The organism is Arenibacter sp. S6351L (assembly GCF_023016025.1).
Classification (GTDB): domain Bacteria; phylum Bacteroidota; class Bacteroidia; order Flavobacteriales; family Flavobacteriaceae; genus Arenibacter; species Arenibacter algicola_B.
The window spans coordinates 1-16234 of record NZ_JALKBB010000029.1 but is presented as its reverse complement, the minus strand read 5'-3'; the positions used below and the strand labels follow the sequence as shown (position 1 = coordinate 16234).

The 16234-nt window shown below is 40.5% G+C and carries 12 protein-coding genes and 1 tRNA gene; 7 read left to right on the top strand and 6 right to left on the bottom strand.

Annotated features, from left to right (window positions below; translation table 11 throughout):
• Positions 1 to 11: 11 nt before the first annotated feature.
• Entirely contained in the window at positions 12 to 2627 is a 2616-nt protein-coding gene (gene alaS / locus MWU82_RS19485) for an alanine--tRNA ligase (protein ID WP_247097626.1), read from the bottom strand.
• 104 nt (positions 2628 to 2731) lie between these two features.
• Between alaS and MWU82_RS19480 the strand changes: the two genes are divergently transcribed.
• From MWU82_RS19480 to MWU82_RS19460, 5 genes are read left to right on the top strand one after another with little or no spacing between them, the layout of a single operon-like run.
• Complete coding sequence (locus MWU82_RS19480) at positions 2732 to 3709, top strand: M23 family metallopeptidase (protein ID WP_072860729.1); 978 nt, start codon at positions 2732 to 2734, stop codon at positions 3707 to 3709.
• Positions 3709 to 4038: a MerR family transcriptional regulator gene (locus tag MWU82_RS19475; protein WP_031445282.1), complete on the top strand. Its 330-nt coding sequence runs from the start codon at positions 3709 to 3711 to the stop codon at positions 4036 to 4038. The genes MWU82_RS19480 and MWU82_RS19475 overlap by 1 nt, the downstream gene beginning before the upstream one ends.
• Before the next feature lie 21 nt (positions 4039 to 4059).
• Positions 4060 to 4659, top strand: a complete 600-nt coding sequence (locus MWU82_RS19470) for a LemA family protein (protein ID WP_215949197.1) — start codon at positions 4060 to 4062, stop codon at positions 4657 to 4659.
• A gap of 6 nt (positions 4660 to 4665) precedes the next feature.
• Positions 4666 to 5103, top strand: coding sequence for a TPM domain-containing protein (locus MWU82_RS19465; RefSeq protein WP_215949196.1), 438 nt, complete (start codon positions 4666 to 4668; stop codon positions 5101 to 5103).
• On the top strand, positions 5084 to 5890 hold the full coding sequence (locus tag MWU82_RS19460) for a TPM domain-containing protein (protein ID WP_215949195.1): 807 nt from the start codon (positions 5084 to 5086) through the stop codon (positions 5888 to 5890). Before MWU82_RS19465 ends, MWU82_RS19460 begins: the two co-directional genes overlap by 20 nt.
• Before the next feature lie 582 nt (positions 5891 to 6472).
• Here MWU82_RS19460 and MWU82_RS19455 read toward each other — a convergent pair.
• Entirely contained in the window at positions 6473 to 9238 is a 2766-nt protein-coding gene (locus tag MWU82_RS19455) for an outer membrane beta-barrel protein (protein ID WP_247097625.1), read from the bottom strand.
• Between the two features lie 132 nt (positions 9239 to 9370).
• Positions 9371 to 10675, bottom strand: coding sequence for a ribosome biogenesis GTPase Der (der, locus tag MWU82_RS19450; RefSeq protein ID WP_215949193.1), 1305 nt, complete (start codon positions 10673 to 10675; stop codon positions 9371 to 9373).
• Positions 10676 to 10754: 79 nt separating this feature from the next.
• Here der and MWU82_RS19445 point away from each other — a divergent pair, with 79 nt between their 5' ends.
• Positions 10755 to 11258, top strand: a complete 504-nt coding sequence (locus MWU82_RS19445; RefSeq protein ID WP_247097624.1) for a GTP-binding protein — start codon at positions 10755 to 10757, stop codon at positions 11256 to 11258.
• 157 nt (positions 11259 to 11415) lie between these two features.
• Here the strand turns inward: MWU82_RS19445 and MWU82_RS19440 are convergent, their stop codons facing one another.
• The 3 genes from MWU82_RS19440 to MWU82_RS19430 all read right to left on the bottom strand — a co-directional run bounded on the left by MWU82_RS19440 (position 11416) and on the right by MWU82_RS19430 (position 15500).
• Positions 11416 to 12939: a choice-of-anchor I family protein gene (locus tag MWU82_RS19440; RefSeq protein ID WP_247097623.1), complete on the bottom strand. Its 1524-nt coding sequence runs from the start codon at positions 12937 to 12939 to the stop codon at positions 11416 to 11418.
• 146 nt (positions 12940 to 13085) lie between these two features.
• Complete coding sequence (gene era, locus MWU82_RS19435; RefSeq protein WP_247097622.1) at positions 13086 to 13970, bottom strand: GTPase Era; 885 nt, start codon at positions 13968 to 13970, stop codon at positions 13086 to 13088.
• A 48-nt stretch (positions 13971 to 14018) separates the two neighbouring features.
• Positions 14019 to 15500, bottom strand: coding sequence for a Na+/H+ antiporter NhaC family protein (locus tag MWU82_RS19430; RefSeq protein WP_247097621.1), 1482 nt, complete (start codon positions 15498 to 15500; stop codon positions 14019 to 14021).
• Positions 15501 to 15749: 249 nt separating this feature from the next.
• On the opposite strand from MWU82_RS19430, the gene MWU82_RS19425 reads away from it, so the two are divergent.
• Positions 15750 to 15822: transfer RNA gene (locus MWU82_RS19425), tRNA-Met, on the top strand.
• Positions 15823 to 16234 lie beyond the last annotated feature (412 nt).

Genomic DNA, 16234 nt, shown 5'->3' with positions numbered 1-16234 from the left:
TTACTATCGTCCTATACTATATAAGCTTTAGCTTTCTCGAGCACCTCGCCAATCCCGGCTGGATTTTTACCTCCGGCAGTAGCAAAAAACGGCTGTCCGCCCCCGCCACCTTGAATGTATTTTCCAAGCTCCCGCACTATGGTTCCGGCATTCAATTTCCTCTCTTCTACCAGTTCTTTGGAGATATAACAGGACAAAAGTGCTTTCCCTTCGTTCTCCGAAGCGAAAAGTAAAAATAGGTCCTTTCTATTCTGTCCCATCTCAAAGGAGATGTCCTTTATTCCTGCCGCATCCAAATCCACCTTCTTCGCCAAGAATTGAATTCCGTTTACTTCAGTAAGTTCATTGAGCAACTCGCCCTTCAAGTTTTTGGCTTTGTCCTTCAAGAGGTTTTCCAGCTCTTTTTTCAACCTCAAGTTCTCCTCTTGCAAAGCCGTTAACGCTTTAACTGGTTCCTGGGGATTATTTAAAAGTTCCTTTAATTCCAACAGGGTATTATTACTTTCGGCGTAAAAGTCCTTGACAGCATCGGAGGTTATGGCTTCTATTCTGCGTATTCCCGCGGCCACGGCCCCTTCCGACTTAATTCTAAAATGCCAGATATCGGCCGTATTCCGTACATGGGTACCCCCGCATAGTTCTATGGATTGTCCAAAGCGAATGGTTCTGACCGCATCGCCATACTTTTCCCCGAACAGGGCCATTGCCCCTTGCTCCAAGGCCTTTTCCATGGGTACATTTCGCTGTTCCTCCAAAGGAAGACCATTGCTTATACGCGCATTTACAAAACTTTCTATGGCTACCAATTCATCCGTACTAAGTTTGGCAAAATGGGAGAAATCGAAACGCAGGTATTTGGAATGCACTGCAGAACCTTTTTGTTCCACATGTTTCCCCAGAATTTCACGTAGGGCCTGGTGCAATAAATGCGTAGCCGTATGGTTACATTCTGTTCTCTTGCGTTGCTTTGCATCTACCACTGCCTTAAACTTATCTGCAGTATCCTTGGGTAAATTTTTTGCAAAATGGACAATCTCGTTATTTTCCTTTTTGGTATCCAAGATATATACCACATCGCCATTGGGAGCTTCCAAATATCCCTTGTCCCCAACCTGCCCTCCTCCTTCGGGATAAAACGGGGTTAGGTTGAATACGATCTGATATTGCTCTCCTTCTTTTTTGGAAGTTACCTTTCTATATTTTACAATTTTTACCGAGGTTTCCAAATTATCATAACCCACAAATTCCTGATGTGGATCATCGGCAAGAACAATCCAATCTTCTTTGGACACTTCGGAGGCCGATCTGGAACGATCCTTTTGCTCCTTCATGGCGGTTTCGAACCCTTTTTCATCCAGCTCATACCCTCTTTCACTTAAAATAAGGGCTGTTAAATCAATGGGGAATCCGAACGTATCGTATAGCTCAAAGGCTTTTCTACCGTCTATTTTTTTATCCTTGTTTTCGGCAACAATATTATCCAACAATAATAGTCCTTGGTCCAAAGTCTTTAAGAAGGAATGTTCCTCCTCCTTCACCACATTTTCTATTAACTGTCGTTGGTCCTTAAGTTCTGGAAAGGATTTACCCATGGTATCGGAAAGCACCTTTACCAATTGGAACATAAAAGGTTCCTTAGTATTCAAAAACGTAAATCCATAACGAATGGCCCTTCTCAAAATTCTACGGATTACATAGCCAGCCCCTGTATTACTGGGCAACTGTCCGTCTGCAATGGAAAAGGAAACCGCCCTTATATGATCTGCAATTACCCTTATGGCAATATTTATTTCTTCGTCCTTTCCGTATTTGGAATTGGTGATGGTCTCTATCTCCCTGATTATTGGTGTAAAAACATCGGTGTCGTAATTGGATTGCACCCCCTGCATTACCATACACAAACGCTCAAAGCCCATTCCCGTATCCACATGTTTGGCCGGCAAAGCTTCCAATTGTCCGTTGGCCTTCCTATTGTACTGCATAAAAACCAAGTTCCAGATTTCCACAACCTGTGGATGATCTTGGTTGACAAGAGCAGCACCGGATACTTTTGCTTTTTCCTCTGCGGAACGGATATCCACATGAATTTCCGAACAAGGCCCACAAGGCCCTTGGTCTCCCATTTCCCAAAAATTATCCTTCTTGTTCCCAAAAAGTATTCTATCCTTGGCCACTATTTTACTCCAAAGCTCCAGGGCTTCCGTATCTTGATCTAGCTTATCGGCATCCTTACTGCCCTCAAAGACGGTTACGTATAGGCTATTTTTATCAATCTTGCATACTTCGGTTAAAAACTCCCATGCCCAAGCAATGGCCTCGACCTTAAAGTAATCCCCAAAACTCCAGTTCCCCAACATTTCGAACATGGTATGGTGGTAGGTATCCTTCCCCACCTCTTCCAAGTCGTTATGCTTGCCACTAACCCTAAGGCATTTTTGGGTATCGGCCACACGAGTGTTCTTAGGTACAGAGTTCCCCAAGAAAAACTCCTTAAACTGATTCATACCCGCATTGGTAAACATTAATGTTGGATCATCTTTGATGACCATAGGTGCAGAAGGAACAATTTTATGGGATTTTTCCTTAAAAAATTCTAAAAACTTGGCTCTAATTTCTTGGGATTTCATGTAAATTGGTAAGCTTTTTATATATTTAACGGTTGTTAGAAAACAATTTGCAAATTTGCAAGTTATCTATAAACATGACCACAAAAATAGGATAAATTAGATACATGTCTAAGGTAAAATATTATTACGACCCGGACACCCTATCTTACCGTAAGATAGAACCCAAAAAATCCAGAAGATTTAGAAATATTGCTCTATTTTTTCTAGGGTCATTTCTATTTGGATTTTTAGGCCTTATATTACTTTTAAATACCAATTTGGTAAACACCCCACGAGAACTTTCCTTGGCCAGAGAGGTCAAAAACTATGAGCTTCAGTTCGAATTGCTGGGCAAAAAAATGGAGCAGATAGAAAATGTACTGGCCAATATTGAGGACCGGGACAACAATATTTACAGATTATATTTCGAAGCCAACCCAATACCCGAAGAACAGAGAAGAGCTGGATTTGGAGGGGTAAACAGGTATAAATCCCTAGAAGGCTTCAACAATTCCGAAATGATCATCGCCACTACGAAAAGGCTGGACATTATTCAAAAGCAAATGGTGATTCAATCCAAATCCTTGGATGAAATTACCAAGCTGGCGGAAGAAAAAGAAAAATTATTAGCGGCAATCCCTGCCATACAGCCCATAAAGAATGAAGACCTAACACGCATGGCATCTGGTTATGGTTGGCGTTCCGACCCATTTACCAAAGCTAGAAAAATGCACTGGGGAATGGATTTCACCTCTCCAAAAGGAACTCCGATATATGCTTCGGGCGACGGAACGGTTACTAGAGCGGACAACAATGCCTCGGGTTACGGAAAACATATAAGAATAGATCATGGCTATGGATATATGAGCCTTTACGGTCATTTAAGTCAGTATAACGTTAAAGCCCGCCAAAAGGTAAAAAGAGGTGACCTCATCGGTTTTGTAGGAAGCACAGGTAGATCAGAAGCGCCACACCTACATTACGAGGTATGGAAAGATGACGAAAGAATTAACCCTATTAACTTCTACTACGGCAGTTTAACCGCGGAAGAATTCGAAAATATGTTGAAATACGCAAACCAAGAAAATCAATCCCTGGATTAATGCATATAGATCTTCCGGAAAAACGATATTATGGTATTGGTGAAGTGGCCGATGCCTTTGATGTGAACACCTCACTTATCCGTTTTTGGGAAAAGGAGTTCGACGTGCTCAAGCCTAAAAAGAATGCTAAGGGCAATAGAAAATTCACTCCCCAGGACATTAAAAATCTTCAACTTATCTACCATTTGGTAAAGGAGCGCGGTTTTACGCTAGAAGGTGCCAAAACACATTTAAAGGAAGATAAATTAAAAACCTTGTCTACCTTTGATGTAATCCAAAAATTGGAAAAGGTCAAGGCTGAACTTATCAAAATAAAGAACCAACTATAAATAACACTAAATACACTGATCATGAAAAAATGGTTAATTCCAGTAATTATCCTCGCGGTTTTAGGAATAGGCTTATACCAATGGGCCGTAGGCTTTAACAATACCGCTGTTAAACTTAAGGAAACTTCTACCCAGTCTTGGGCCAATGTGGAAAGTGCCTACCAAAGACGTAACGATCTTATTGGCAACCTTGTTAAGACAGTACAGGGCGCAGCGGACTTTGAAAAGGGAACACTTACAGCGGTTATAGAAGCAAGGGCCAAGGCCACCTCGGTCAGCATAGACCCTACTAATATTACCCCTGAGCAACTTGCAAAATTCAACGAGGTACAGGGTGGACTTAGCGGTGCCTTGAAAAGTCTTTTGGTAACCGTGGAGCGATACCCTGACCTGAAGGCAAATCAAAATTTCCTGGAACTGCAGTCACAATTGGAAGGCACGGAAAACAGAATAAACATAGAACGAAATCGTTTTAACGAAAGTGTTTTGCCTTACAACAATCACATAAAAACCTTCCCAAATTCCGTATTGGCAGGCCTATTTAATTTTGATGAATTGGCATACTTTAAATCGGAAGCCGGCGCAGAGCAAGCTCCAGACGTGAATTTCGAATTCAACTAAAACAAGATGTCCAAAGTAGAAGATTTTTTAACAGCCGATGAGGAATTGGAAATAGTGAATGCTATTGTAGAGGCCGAAAAAAATACTTCCGGGGAAATAAGGGTACATATTGAACCTATGTCCAAAAAAGCCCATTTTGAACGTGCCCAAGAGGTATTCCACTATTTAAAAATGGACAATACCAAAGAAGAAAATGGGGTATTGATCTACATTGCCGTACATGACAAGAAATTTGTTATTTATGGCGACAAGGGCATAAACCGGGTTGTCCCCGATAATTTTTGGGACAATACCAAAACGATTCTGGAAAATCATTTTAAAAAAGGAAATTTTAAGCAAGGTATCATAGAAGGAATACTCATGGCCGGTAAAGAATTGGAAACCCATTTCCCCTGGCAGCATAATAATCCCAACGAATTAAGCAATGAAGTATCTAAAGGGTAGTCTCTTATTCCTAGTATTATGCAGCTTCTCTATAACTGTTGCCCAATTTAAAATCCCCGAAAAGCCAAAACCTGGGGCACAAACGAGTGTTTATGATTATATAAATCTACTTTCTGCCGAACAGAAAACTAGCCTGGAGCAAAAATTGATCCGCTATTCGGACAGTACTTCCACCCAGATAGTAACGGCGATTATCTCCTCTACACAGGGGGAAAATATAAACTTTCTAGGAGCAAACTGGGGACATGCTTGGGGAATAGGACAAGCCAAGGAGGACAACGGTATTTTAATTCTGTTGGCACGGGACGACAGAAAAATTGCCATTAATACAGGTTATGGCATTGAGCCGCTATTGACAGATGCACTATCCAAACGCATTATAGAAACAGTAATCATCCCAGAATTCAAGCAGGGCAACTATTACAACGGACTCAACAAGGGGGCAGATGCCATTTTTAAGGTACTTAATGGCGAATTCAAGGAAGAGCGCAGTTTTGACAAAAGTCCTGGATTTCCATTTCAGACCTTACTACCATTCATCATTTTTATCATAATCCTCATTATACTTTCCAATAGAGGGAGAAGAGGAGGTGGTGGCAAGGGAGGAAACCGTAAGGGAATGGACCTTTGGGATATTATTGTGCTCAGCAATATGGGCCGTGGCGGTTACAGATCTGGGTCCTCGGGCGGTGGCTTTGGAGGTGGAGGCAGTTTTGGCGGCGGTGGTTTCGGAGGAGGCTTCGGCGGTGGCGGCTTTGGTGGCGGTGGTTCTTCAGGAGGTTGGTGATGGTTTTAATGTGAAAATGTACCAATTGCTTAATGTAACAATGTGTTAATTGGGTAATTTGACAATTTGAAGATTTGAAGATTTGAAGATTTGAAACTACAACTGTATAACCTTCCAAACCTTAAACCCTTTAAACTAGAAACAATTCAAACCAGAAACTAGAGACTAGAGACTAGAGACTAGAAGAAAGAAAAAAAAGGTCAAGCACTATCCAAGAGAATGGAACAATGGGCTAATTTGAAAATGTGAAGATGTGGAAATGAAAATGAATAACCCTTCCAACCAGAAACAATTCAAACCAGAAACTAGAGACTAGAAAAAAGAAGGTCAAGCAATATCCAAGAGAATGGAACAATGGGCTAGTTTGAGAATTTGAAGATTTGAAACTACAACTGTATAACCTTCCAAACCTCAAACCTTTTAAACTAGAAACAAGAGACTAGAAGAAAGAAAAAAGAAAAAAGAAGGTCAAGCAATATCCAAGAGAATGGAACAATGGGCTAATTTGAAGATTTGAAAAAGAAAATGAATAACCATTCAGACCTTAAACCCTTTAAACCAGAAACCCTTCGAACAAAAACATTAATTGTAATAACGCCTTCCCCTTGATCCCATATCGGGTTTTTTGCCCCCAAACTGATCAAACTTATAGGTAAAGCTTGCCATAAAATACTGCTGTAGCACAGTGCCTTGAAAATCCTGAATAAAATCTTCCCCTGTAGTCCTACGGGTATTTATATTTTGATCCAACAAGTCGTAAGCCAACACCTTAAGGGTACCTTTATCTTCCAGTATTTGAAGACCGAGACTCATATTCCAAAAAAGGGCATCCTTTCTAAATCCTGGTCCCACATTTCCGTTATAACTATATTTAAGGTCATTGCCCCAAATTAAATTTTTAGGCCAATATGAAGTGACCCTTAGATTGGCATTTTGGGAAGTATATTCCACATCCTCTATATTATCCAGATTGTAGGTAGTATTGTTAAAAGAAATACCATAGCCTGGTTCAATTTCCAGAACCTCCTTATAATTATAGGTGGTAGACACATAGGGCGATACATCAAACCTTTTGGCCTTAAGTTCAACTCCGTTGGTAAAACTTATCTGCCTACCGTAACTTAATCGTGGCCTTACATTAAATTTTAAGGTATAAAGGCTATCCTTTTTAATCTGCTTGGAATAACCAATTCCCCCATAGCCACTGTAATTACCATCAATATTGGTATATCTGGTGGTCCTCAGGAAATTTTCATCGGTAGTTGATATGGCAGAAACCCTATCCTTTTGTATATCCAGCCCCGTATAGAAAAAGACCCCGCTCCGTTCTTTCCAATTATAATTATTGTAGTTAAAATCTATCCCATGATTCACACTTGGCAACAAATTGGGGTTACCTATTACCACGTTCAATGGGTTGTTTACATTGGGTACTGGCTGCAACTGACTTACCGAAGGAAGATTGAGTCGGGAGTCGTACCGTAAATAAACCCGACTATTTTTTCCCAAGGAATACCTTAATCGGCTTCTTAGCAATAGGTTTTTGTACGATTTGGAAAAGGATGTCCCTTGCAAAAAGTCCTGATTGTCCAGCTCGGTCATTACATAAGAAGCGTTCACCCGTAGGTTTAGCTTTTCTCCGTTATGGCGCAACCCCAAGAAAGGTGACTGTTGAATATTTTCAAAGTTAAAATCGGAACTTAAAGCCTCGTTAAACTGGGTATACCTATTATCATCCACATCATAGTCCATAACCTCCTTGGTATTGTCCCTGTGATCATTCTTAAATTCGTAGCCAATATCCAAGAACAACTTGGTGGTCAAAGGCTGCCTATAACGAGCTTCCAGTTCATAGGAATTTCTTTTGTTATTGATGTCGGACAGCTGATCCACGTTCTCTACACTGGGATCGTCCCCAAATACTTCCCTTACGGAATTGAGGTTGGAACTGCTTTTGTTTTCGGTATTGTCATTGGAAAATGAAAAAGTGATCAGTTTGCCAATCGTATCCAACTTTTTCATAACACTTAACCTATTGGAAAAATTTCTTTGAAAACCGTCATTGACCGTGATACGATTATTGCTGTTTATCAATTCTCCCTCCTCATCAGTAGAAAACGTATTGTTCCTGTTCACAGAATTAGTTCTATTGACACTCATGGAAGGCTGCAGGCTAACACGAAGGGTTTTATCCACATCATATTCTATATTTGCTGCTCCTCGATTGGAATTGGTAGACCCTTCAAAATTGGATTCGTTTTCCGTAAAATATCTGCTGTCAGGCAAAATATTCTCCCGGGATGTTTTTTGATCATTATAGGAATCGCTGTATCCAAAAAAGTAATTGGCATCGATCTTATACTGGCCCTTTTCCGCATTGGCATAGCTGGTACCCAAGTTGGAAGAGGTGGTAATACCATTTCCAAAGTTATTGATCAAGCCCGATTCCTGTGCACCGGAATACCCTCCATTGGTATTCCCCACCATATCGTAAATTTCGTCATAGGAAAATCCGGAATTGTTAATATTATTGGAACTGGCAATAAAACTCAATCTCTTCTTATTGCTAAAATAATTGAGCAGTCCGTTGAGTTGATACCTCTCATCAGTACCATAACCGGCCGCCATTCTTCCCAAATACCCTTTATTCTTATCTTCCTTTATGGTCAGGTTAATGGTTTTGTTCTCCCCTTCCCCTTCTTCTCCACTAAACTCCTGCTCTTTGGTCTTGGTATCCGAAATCTGTATCTTACTTATGATATCCTTGGGCAAACTTTTGGTTGCCACCTTAGGGTCGTTACTAAAGAATACCTGGCCATTGACCAGTACCTGGTCTACTTCCTTCCCGTTTACAGTGATCTTACCATCACTATCCACTTCTACCCCGGGCAACTTTTTCAATACGTCCTCTACGGTAGCATCCGGCTTTGTCTTAAATGAATCCGCATTAAATTCCAAGGTATCCTTTTTAATAGTAATTGGCACCCTATCGCCCACAATCAGCACTCCTTCCAACTCTTGCGCCTGCTCCTCCAATTGTACTTTCCCCAAATATACCTGAGACTCCAATTTAACTTTTACATAATATGGTTTATACCCATTATAGGAGAAGAATACATTTACCTCCTTAAGACTTGTATCCCCTTCCAATTCAAATGCTCCTTTTTGATCGGATACGGTGTATGACACCAATGTGCTGTCTTTTACAGATTCTGCATAAATAGTGGAGGCCTCCAATGGGGCCTGGGTAATGGCATCAACAATCTTCCCGCTCAAAACAAAATCCTGGGAAAAAGAAAGGCTAAAAAATAAAATGGAAAATAGGATAGAAAAGTGAAATTTCTTCATTTGGTAAAAATGTCTCGGATTCTTGGTAGTTTGGTAAGTCCCCAAAAATAACCCTTGACCTTCTACGACCCAAATGCTTAACAGAACTTTAAGACCTCATATTAAGAAATACCCCAATACAGGTACAGTTTCCTATTTCTTTCTCATAAATACCGTTACCGGTACCCCTGTAAAATCGAAATTCTCCCTTAATTTATTCTCCAGAAAACGCTTATACGGCTCCCTTACATATTGTGGAAGGTTGCAGAAAAAAGCGAACTGTGGATAAGGCGTTGGCAATTGGGTACAGAATTTAATCTTTACATACTTATCCTTATAGGCAGGTGGCGGATAGTTTTCTATAATGGGCAACATAATATCGTTCAGTTTTCTGGTCACCACCTTTTTTTGCCTATTTTCATACACCTGAACGGCCGTTTCAATGGCTTTGAAAATCCGCTGTTTTGTTAAAACAGAGATAAAAAGAATGGGCACATCTGTGAAAGGTGCTATGGCCTCTTTAATTTTCTGAGTGTAATGTTTAATGGTATTGGTTTCTTTGTCTTCAATCAAATCCCATTTGTTTACCAAGATCACTATTCCCTTGTTGTTCCGCTGAGCCAACCAGAAAATATTTTCCACCTGTCCATCAAAACCACGGGTGGCATCCAACATAAGAATACAGACATCGGAATGTTCAATAGCCCTTACTGACCGCATTACGGAATAGAACTCCAGATCCTCCCTTACCTTGGCCTTACGACGGATCCCAGCGGTATCTACCAGATTAAATTCGAACCCAAACCGGTTGTATTTAGTATCTATACTGTCTCTAGTAGTACCGGCAATATCGGTTACTATATATCTTTCCTCCCCGATAAGGGCATTGATAAAAGACGATTTTCCGGCGTTGGGCCTACCTACTACCGCAAAACGAGGCAAGTCGTCCTTATCCTTTTCTTTTTCCGGTAATACCTTTACCAAATCGTCCAACAAATCGCCCGTACCACTTCCGTTTATACTGGCAATGGTATAATACTCCCCTAGACCCAAGGAATAAAACTCTACGGCATCTTCCGCTCTTTTGCCGTTGTCTACCTTATTGACCACCAAGAAAACAGGCTTATTTACACGTCTCAACAAATTGGCTACATCTTCGTCCATACCGGTAACCCCAGATTCCACGTCCACCATAAAAATGATGGCATCGGCCTCATCGATAGCCAATTCTACCTGCTTATCTATTTCCTTTTCAAAAACGTCATCGCTCCCTAACACATATCCGCCGGTATCGATCAAAGAAAACTCCACACCGTTCCAATCACTCTTTCCGTAATGACGATCTCGCGTAACCCCACTCACGGCATCAACAATGGCCTCTCTTCTTTGAATTAATCGGTTGAAAAAGGTTGATTTGCCTACATTAGGTCTTCCTACAATGGCTACTATAGCACTCATACTTTTAATTTGATGCAAAAGTACTATTTATATCCGAAGAAAAAACAGTATCTTTTATCCTAATTATCAGCCAAATAGTTTGAAAGCTTTACCCAACGAAATTGTACTAAGACCTAGATTCCAACTTAACCTAAAAGGTCCGGCCCAACCCATTCTGCAATTGTTTCAAGAAGTAGACAATCCTCCTTTTATCGTTAAAAGATCCGATCATCATATTTTTATAAAATTCAATAAGTCGGAATCCCATTTTTGGTCGCCGCAATTACAAATTGAGATTGTGGACCAAGAGGACGGCAACAGTACCATTTATGGATTGTTTGGTCCCAATCCTACCTTATGGACATTCTTTATGTTTGTCCATTTTGGAGTGGCCTCCCTTTTTATCATTTTTGGGGTTTGGGCATATTCCAACAAGGCCCTGGGCAAAGAAATAGGCCTTCAGATCGGGTTAATGGCTTTAATGGTCGTAGCGTGGATTGTTCTTTATGTATTTGGTAGAATAGGAAAAAGAAAGGGCAAGCCCCAAATGCATCAATTGCATGAGTTTATGTTGCAGCATGCCAAGGTTGATAACCAATTATAAGTTGGCATCGGGAACTCGATATTAGATGCTGGATGCTGGATGCTGGATGCTGGATGCTGGATGCTGGATGCTGGATGCTGGATGCTGGATGCTGGTATGAAAATAAAAAATCCCTGGACATCAAGATACCCAGGGATAATTCCAATATTTATTTTTTCTATTTTATTTCGTAAATCGCTACGGTATTGGAAACCTCATTGGTGATAATTACCAAGGCATTTCCTGTTGGGCTATTATCCTCTGAAATAGTCACCAAACCTTCGGGGGCCATATCCGAGGCATCAAAAAGCCAGTTTACGTATTCTGGACTATTGGGGTTGGTAATATCATACACCAAAACACCCCCTGTACGCTCCAAACCAACAAATAACAAAGTAGAATTGCCCACCTTTAAAGTAGTTACAGATTCTGGTTCGGCACCTTTATCATCACTTCTTCCATCGGCCTCGCCCTCATCGGCATTAAAATAAGATGGGTTAAGCTCTAAAGTCCTTCTTCCAATTTCATCCGCACTGTCATATACCAAAGTCCCAGAAGTAGACCAGATTGTAAAAGACCTTCCTCCGTAGGCATAAATTTTATCAAAGTCACCATCGCCATCGATATCACCATTGGCGGTGGTAATTTTTAACCTTCCCAAATTTTCCTTCATTTGTAGATCAGCGGCATTAGGGAAAGCTGTTGGGTCCAAGGTTACATCTTCTACCCTTTCCTCTTCGGAATACCCATCGTAATCCCTAGAATCCCCTTCATTGGCCGTAATAATATAATCCATGCCATCTAGCTTGGTAAAAGTAATGGCATCCGGCATATAAAAACCGAGCACTGGCCAATTCTGAAAGTTCCCTACCACGTCATCCTTGTTACTGGCGTCCATCTTATTTTCCCCAAAAGAATAATCTTTTACACCTAAACCAAAAACATTGGCAATGGCCTTATTCTTTAAATCCACTACGGCTATACCATTATTTTCCTGAAGCGTTACATAGGCAAACTTACTATCGTCCGAAACTGCCACATATTCTGGTTCCACATCCTGGGAAATACTTGCCGATGGACCAAAAACCCTAAAATCGTCCCCTATTGAAGCCGCACTAAAGGAAGTAAAAAACATAGTATTAACTTCATTTTTTTGAACGTCCACTACAGAAATAGACCCCTCTGGATCTACCGAATAATCAGCATTTGGCTCCCCTTCATTGGCAGAAATTATATATTTCCCATCAGGACTAAAAGCAACCATGTCTGGCAATGCCCCCACATTATATGAATTTACCAAGGCTTGGGTCTCGGTATCATAAGTCTGTACTGTACCATTCATTTGTTTATTGGCATTTTCTACGGCCACAGCCAAAAGTCCGTCGTGAACAGCTACACTGTTTGGAGTTCCCGCCAATGAAATTGAGCTTAATTTTACTGAGGAGGAAGGAGATGAAATATCCCAAACCGAAACTTCGGACTGAACTGGATTTACGATAAACAATTTGTTGGTCTCGGGATCAAAGGCACTGATTTCAGCAAAACCTTCCTCTCCGGTACCGTTGGAGAACCCACCTATTTTGGCGAATGTAAGGGTTGATACATCTACATCGTCATTACCGCCACCATGGCCGATATGATCCTTAATACAGGAGGTGAATAGCATTCCACCTACGAAAAGTGCTAAAAGTGTTTTTTTCATTTTCTTTGGTTATTTATTTAAAACCAAAGATGTAAACTGGCTATAAGCTAAGCGTAAAATAAATAATAACTAATTGTTAAGGATCTAGCCTAAATGTTGTGAGTAAAGAAAAATAGCGGCCAACAACAAAACGAACTGTTAAAACGCTAACCCTGGTTGTAACCAAAGCGCTTTAACTGATTGGGATCGCTTCTCCAATTCTTGTTTACCTTAACATAGAGTTCCAAATGAACCTGCTTGTCGAAGAATTTTTCCAAGTCCTTGCGGGCTTCCACCCCTACCCTTTTCAGAGCACTTCCTTTATGCCCTATTATAATCCCTTTTTGGGAATCGCGCTCCACCATGATGACTGATCGCATGCGGATAATGTCCTCGTCTTCAAAAAATTCCTCTGTATCGATCTCCACGGAGTACGGAATTTCCTTTTTATAGAATTGAAGAATTTTTTCCCTAATGGTTTCGTTTACAAAAAAGCGTTCCGGCTTATCCGTTAATTGGTCCTTGGGATAATAAGGCGGGGCTTCTGGCAGCAATTCCAAAATCCGCAGAAAAACTTCCTTCACATTAAAATTCTGTAAGGCAGATATGGGATGTATTTCCGCTGTAGGCAATTGCTCCTGCCAATACTGTACCTGCTCTTCCAAGATACCTTGCTCGGAAACATCAATTTTGTTCAGCAAGAGCAAAACAGGAATCTTGGTATTTTTAATTTTTTCAAAAAAGCGTTCGTCCTTCAGGGCCTTTTCTCCTATCTCCACCATATAAATCAATACATCGGCATCTTCAAAGGCAGACTTTACAAAATCCATCATAGAAGACTGCAATTCATAGGCAGGTTTTATAATCCCTGGAGTATCGGAAAGAACCACCTGAAAATCGTCCCCATTGACGATTCCCAAAATACGGTGCCGGGTAGTTTGGGCCTTGGAGGTAATAATAGATAATTTTTCCCCTACAAAGGCATTCATGAGTGTGGATTTCCCCACATTGGGATTTCCTATAATATTTACAAAACCGGCTTTATGCGACATCTTCCCTTTTTAACTTTAATAATTGCAAAGGTAGTAGAATCCTTCCATCTATATCATAATAAAGCCTAAAATTACGTATAGCAGCACTGTTACCAAACCACCGATCAGGGCATAGGGCAGCTGGGTATTTATATGGTCTATGTGATCACTGGCTGAGGCCATGGAGGAAATAATGGAGGTGTCCGAAATAGGCGAACAGTGATCTCCAAAAACCCCTCCTCCTAAAGTCGCGGCTACTATCAAAGGTAGTGGTGCGCCATGGATTTCGGCCATCGGCATGGAAATCGCCATCATAATGGCAAAGGTCCCCCAAGAAGTCCCTGTTGAAAATGCAATAAAAGAGCTGATCACAAAAATAACTGCCGGTAAAAAAACAGGAGACAACCAATCTTTGGACCAGTTTGCGATAAATTGTCCAGTACCCAGGGCATTACAAGCGTCTCCTATGGCAAAGGCCAATAACATTAATAAAGCCAGTGGCATCAATTCACTTATACCCTTCAGGGTGAGGTCTATCATTTCCTTGGTTTTCATAATTTTTTGAGATCTATAGAGCACCATAGCAACCAATATCGCCGTCAGAACTGCGTACAGGACAGATGACGAACCAGAACCTTGACCAATAGCTTTAAAAACATGATCGCCAAAAGAAGTTGCACCCTCCACAGCATCCCAGCCCGTATATGCCAGAAAGAAAGGCATCATGACTACCATGGTTGCCAAGGGAACGATCATATTAAAGGCCTTGGCCTTGATCCCTTCCTTGGACTCAAAGGAGGTTACCTCGCTGGACAGCATTGGTTTGGCATTATCATTTAGCAATTTACCCGTTTCCCTTGTGCGCTTTTCCGCTTTTGACATAGGTCCAATATCCTTTTTGGTAATAATTACCACGAAAACAATGGCAATGGCCAGGATAGGATAAAAATTATAAGCTATGGACGAAAGCATGGTTCCAAACGGATTTTCGACCCCCTGGGTAAGCAAAAGTCCCATTATAAATGCTCCCCAAGCATTAAAGGGAATTAAAATGGAGGAGGGTGCGGAACTTGAATCGGCAATATAGGCCAGTTTTTCCCTGGGAATCTTCAGTTTATCGAAAATTGGACGATATAGGGTTCCTACCGTTAAGGAACTAATACTGGTCTCCACAAACAATAATATTCCTGTGAACATAGCCATAAGCTGTACCACCACCCTGCTGTAGCCACTTTGTTTTTTTTCAAAATAGGCTATTACCTTATTAAGCTCGTTTATAAAACCTTCAACACCTTTGGAATACTGTATAAATAAAAGTAAGGCACCCACTAAGGCACTGAACATTATGGTTCTGGTATTACCGGGAGACTTAAAAACATTGACCATCCCTTCAATGGCTGCCAAGGTACCAGTGAAGAAATTCCAGTCATTGATGATCACCCAAGAAAACCATATCCCAAAAAGTAGGGCTATATAAACTTGTTTGGTTCTGAGCGCCAATATAATAGCGATTACGGGTGGTAAGATTGAGAGAAAACCATAGTTATCCATAAATGATCGGGCGAATTAAAAGTGACGGATTGTAATTAAAATCGATACAAAATAGAAAGATTTTGGACAATGAGGACTACAACTGGGCATTTTTAAATGTTTGATAAAAATTTAGTCTCATTTTTAATATTTAATTGAAAATAGATTTGGGAAATCATAAAAAGCATGTATCTTTGCAGTCCGAAATAATTCAGTCAGCATTATGAACTGAAGGTTTAGAGCCAAGTTGAATGTTTTGGAATCGCACATCGCGGGATAGAGCAGTAGGTAGCTCGTCGGGCTCATAACCCGAAGGTCACTGGTTCGAGTCCAGTTCCCGCTACTAGGAAAGACAGGGCTTCAAGAGATTGAAGCCTTTTTTTTATTTATAGGGTAAAACATAGGTAAAACAAATTGAACCGAAATGCACCTGAAAGTTGAACTATTCATTTTATTAACCTCTGGCTTCCATCCGTAAAAAAATAAGTGTATTCAAAAAAATATTCGTCTTTCTTCTTCCCATACCACAAAAAATTACCCGTTAGGTGAAAAATTCTATATCAAAAATCAAATTAATTGCGGCAGGTTTTTATGGTCCACTTGAATATCGCAGATAAAGATTTAGGTCCAGCATTGGTTTTCACTTCGCCAGAAGTAGTAGTTTTAAGATGCTTAAAACATAACTTGCTATCTTCTCAGAAGATAATAATATTCAATTCCTTTTTAATGATTTATTAATTAAAACGGTTGGTTCA

Excerpts from the sequence above, each read along its gene's own strand:
- alaS (WP_247097626.1), bottom strand. The coding sequence starts at position 2,627 with ATGAAATCCCAAGAAATTAGAGCCAAGTTTTTAGAATTTTTTAAGGAA.
- MWU82_RS19480 (WP_072860729.1), top strand. The coding sequence starts at position 2,732 with ATGTCTAAGGTAAAATATTATTACGACCCGGACACCCTATCTTACCGT.
- MWU82_RS19475 (WP_031445282.1), top strand. The coding sequence starts at position 3,709 with ATGCATATAGATCTTCCGGAAAAACGATATTATGGTATTGGTGAAGTG.
- MWU82_RS19470 (WP_215949197.1), top strand. The coding sequence starts at position 4,060 with ATGAAAAAATGGTTAATTCCAGTAATTATCCTCGCGGTTTTAGGAATA.
- MWU82_RS19465 (WP_215949196.1), top strand. The coding sequence starts at position 4,666 with ATGTCCAAAGTAGAAGATTTTTTAACAGCCGATGAGGAATTGGAAATA.
- MWU82_RS19460 (WP_215949195.1), top strand. The coding sequence starts at position 5,084 with ATGAAGTATCTAAAGGGTAGTCTCTTATTCCTAGTATTATGCAGCTTC.
- MWU82_RS19455 (WP_247097625.1), bottom strand. The coding sequence starts at position 9,238 with ATGAAGAAATTTCACTTTTCTATCCTATTTTCCATTTTATTTTTTAGC.
- der (WP_215949193.1), bottom strand. The coding sequence starts at position 10,675 with ATGAGTGCTATAGTAGCCATTGTAGGAAGACCTAATGTAGGCAAATCA.
- MWU82_RS19440 (WP_247097623.1), bottom strand. The coding sequence starts at position 12,939 with ATGAAAAAAACACTTTTAGCACTTTTCGTAGGTGGAATGCTATTCACC.
- era (WP_247097622.1), bottom strand. The coding sequence starts at position 13,970 with ATGTCGCATAAAGCCGGTTTTGTAAATATTATAGGAAATCCCAATGTG.
- MWU82_RS19430 (WP_247097621.1), bottom strand. The coding sequence starts at position 15,500 with ATGGATAACTATGGTTTTCTCTCAATCTTACCACCCGTAATCGCTATT.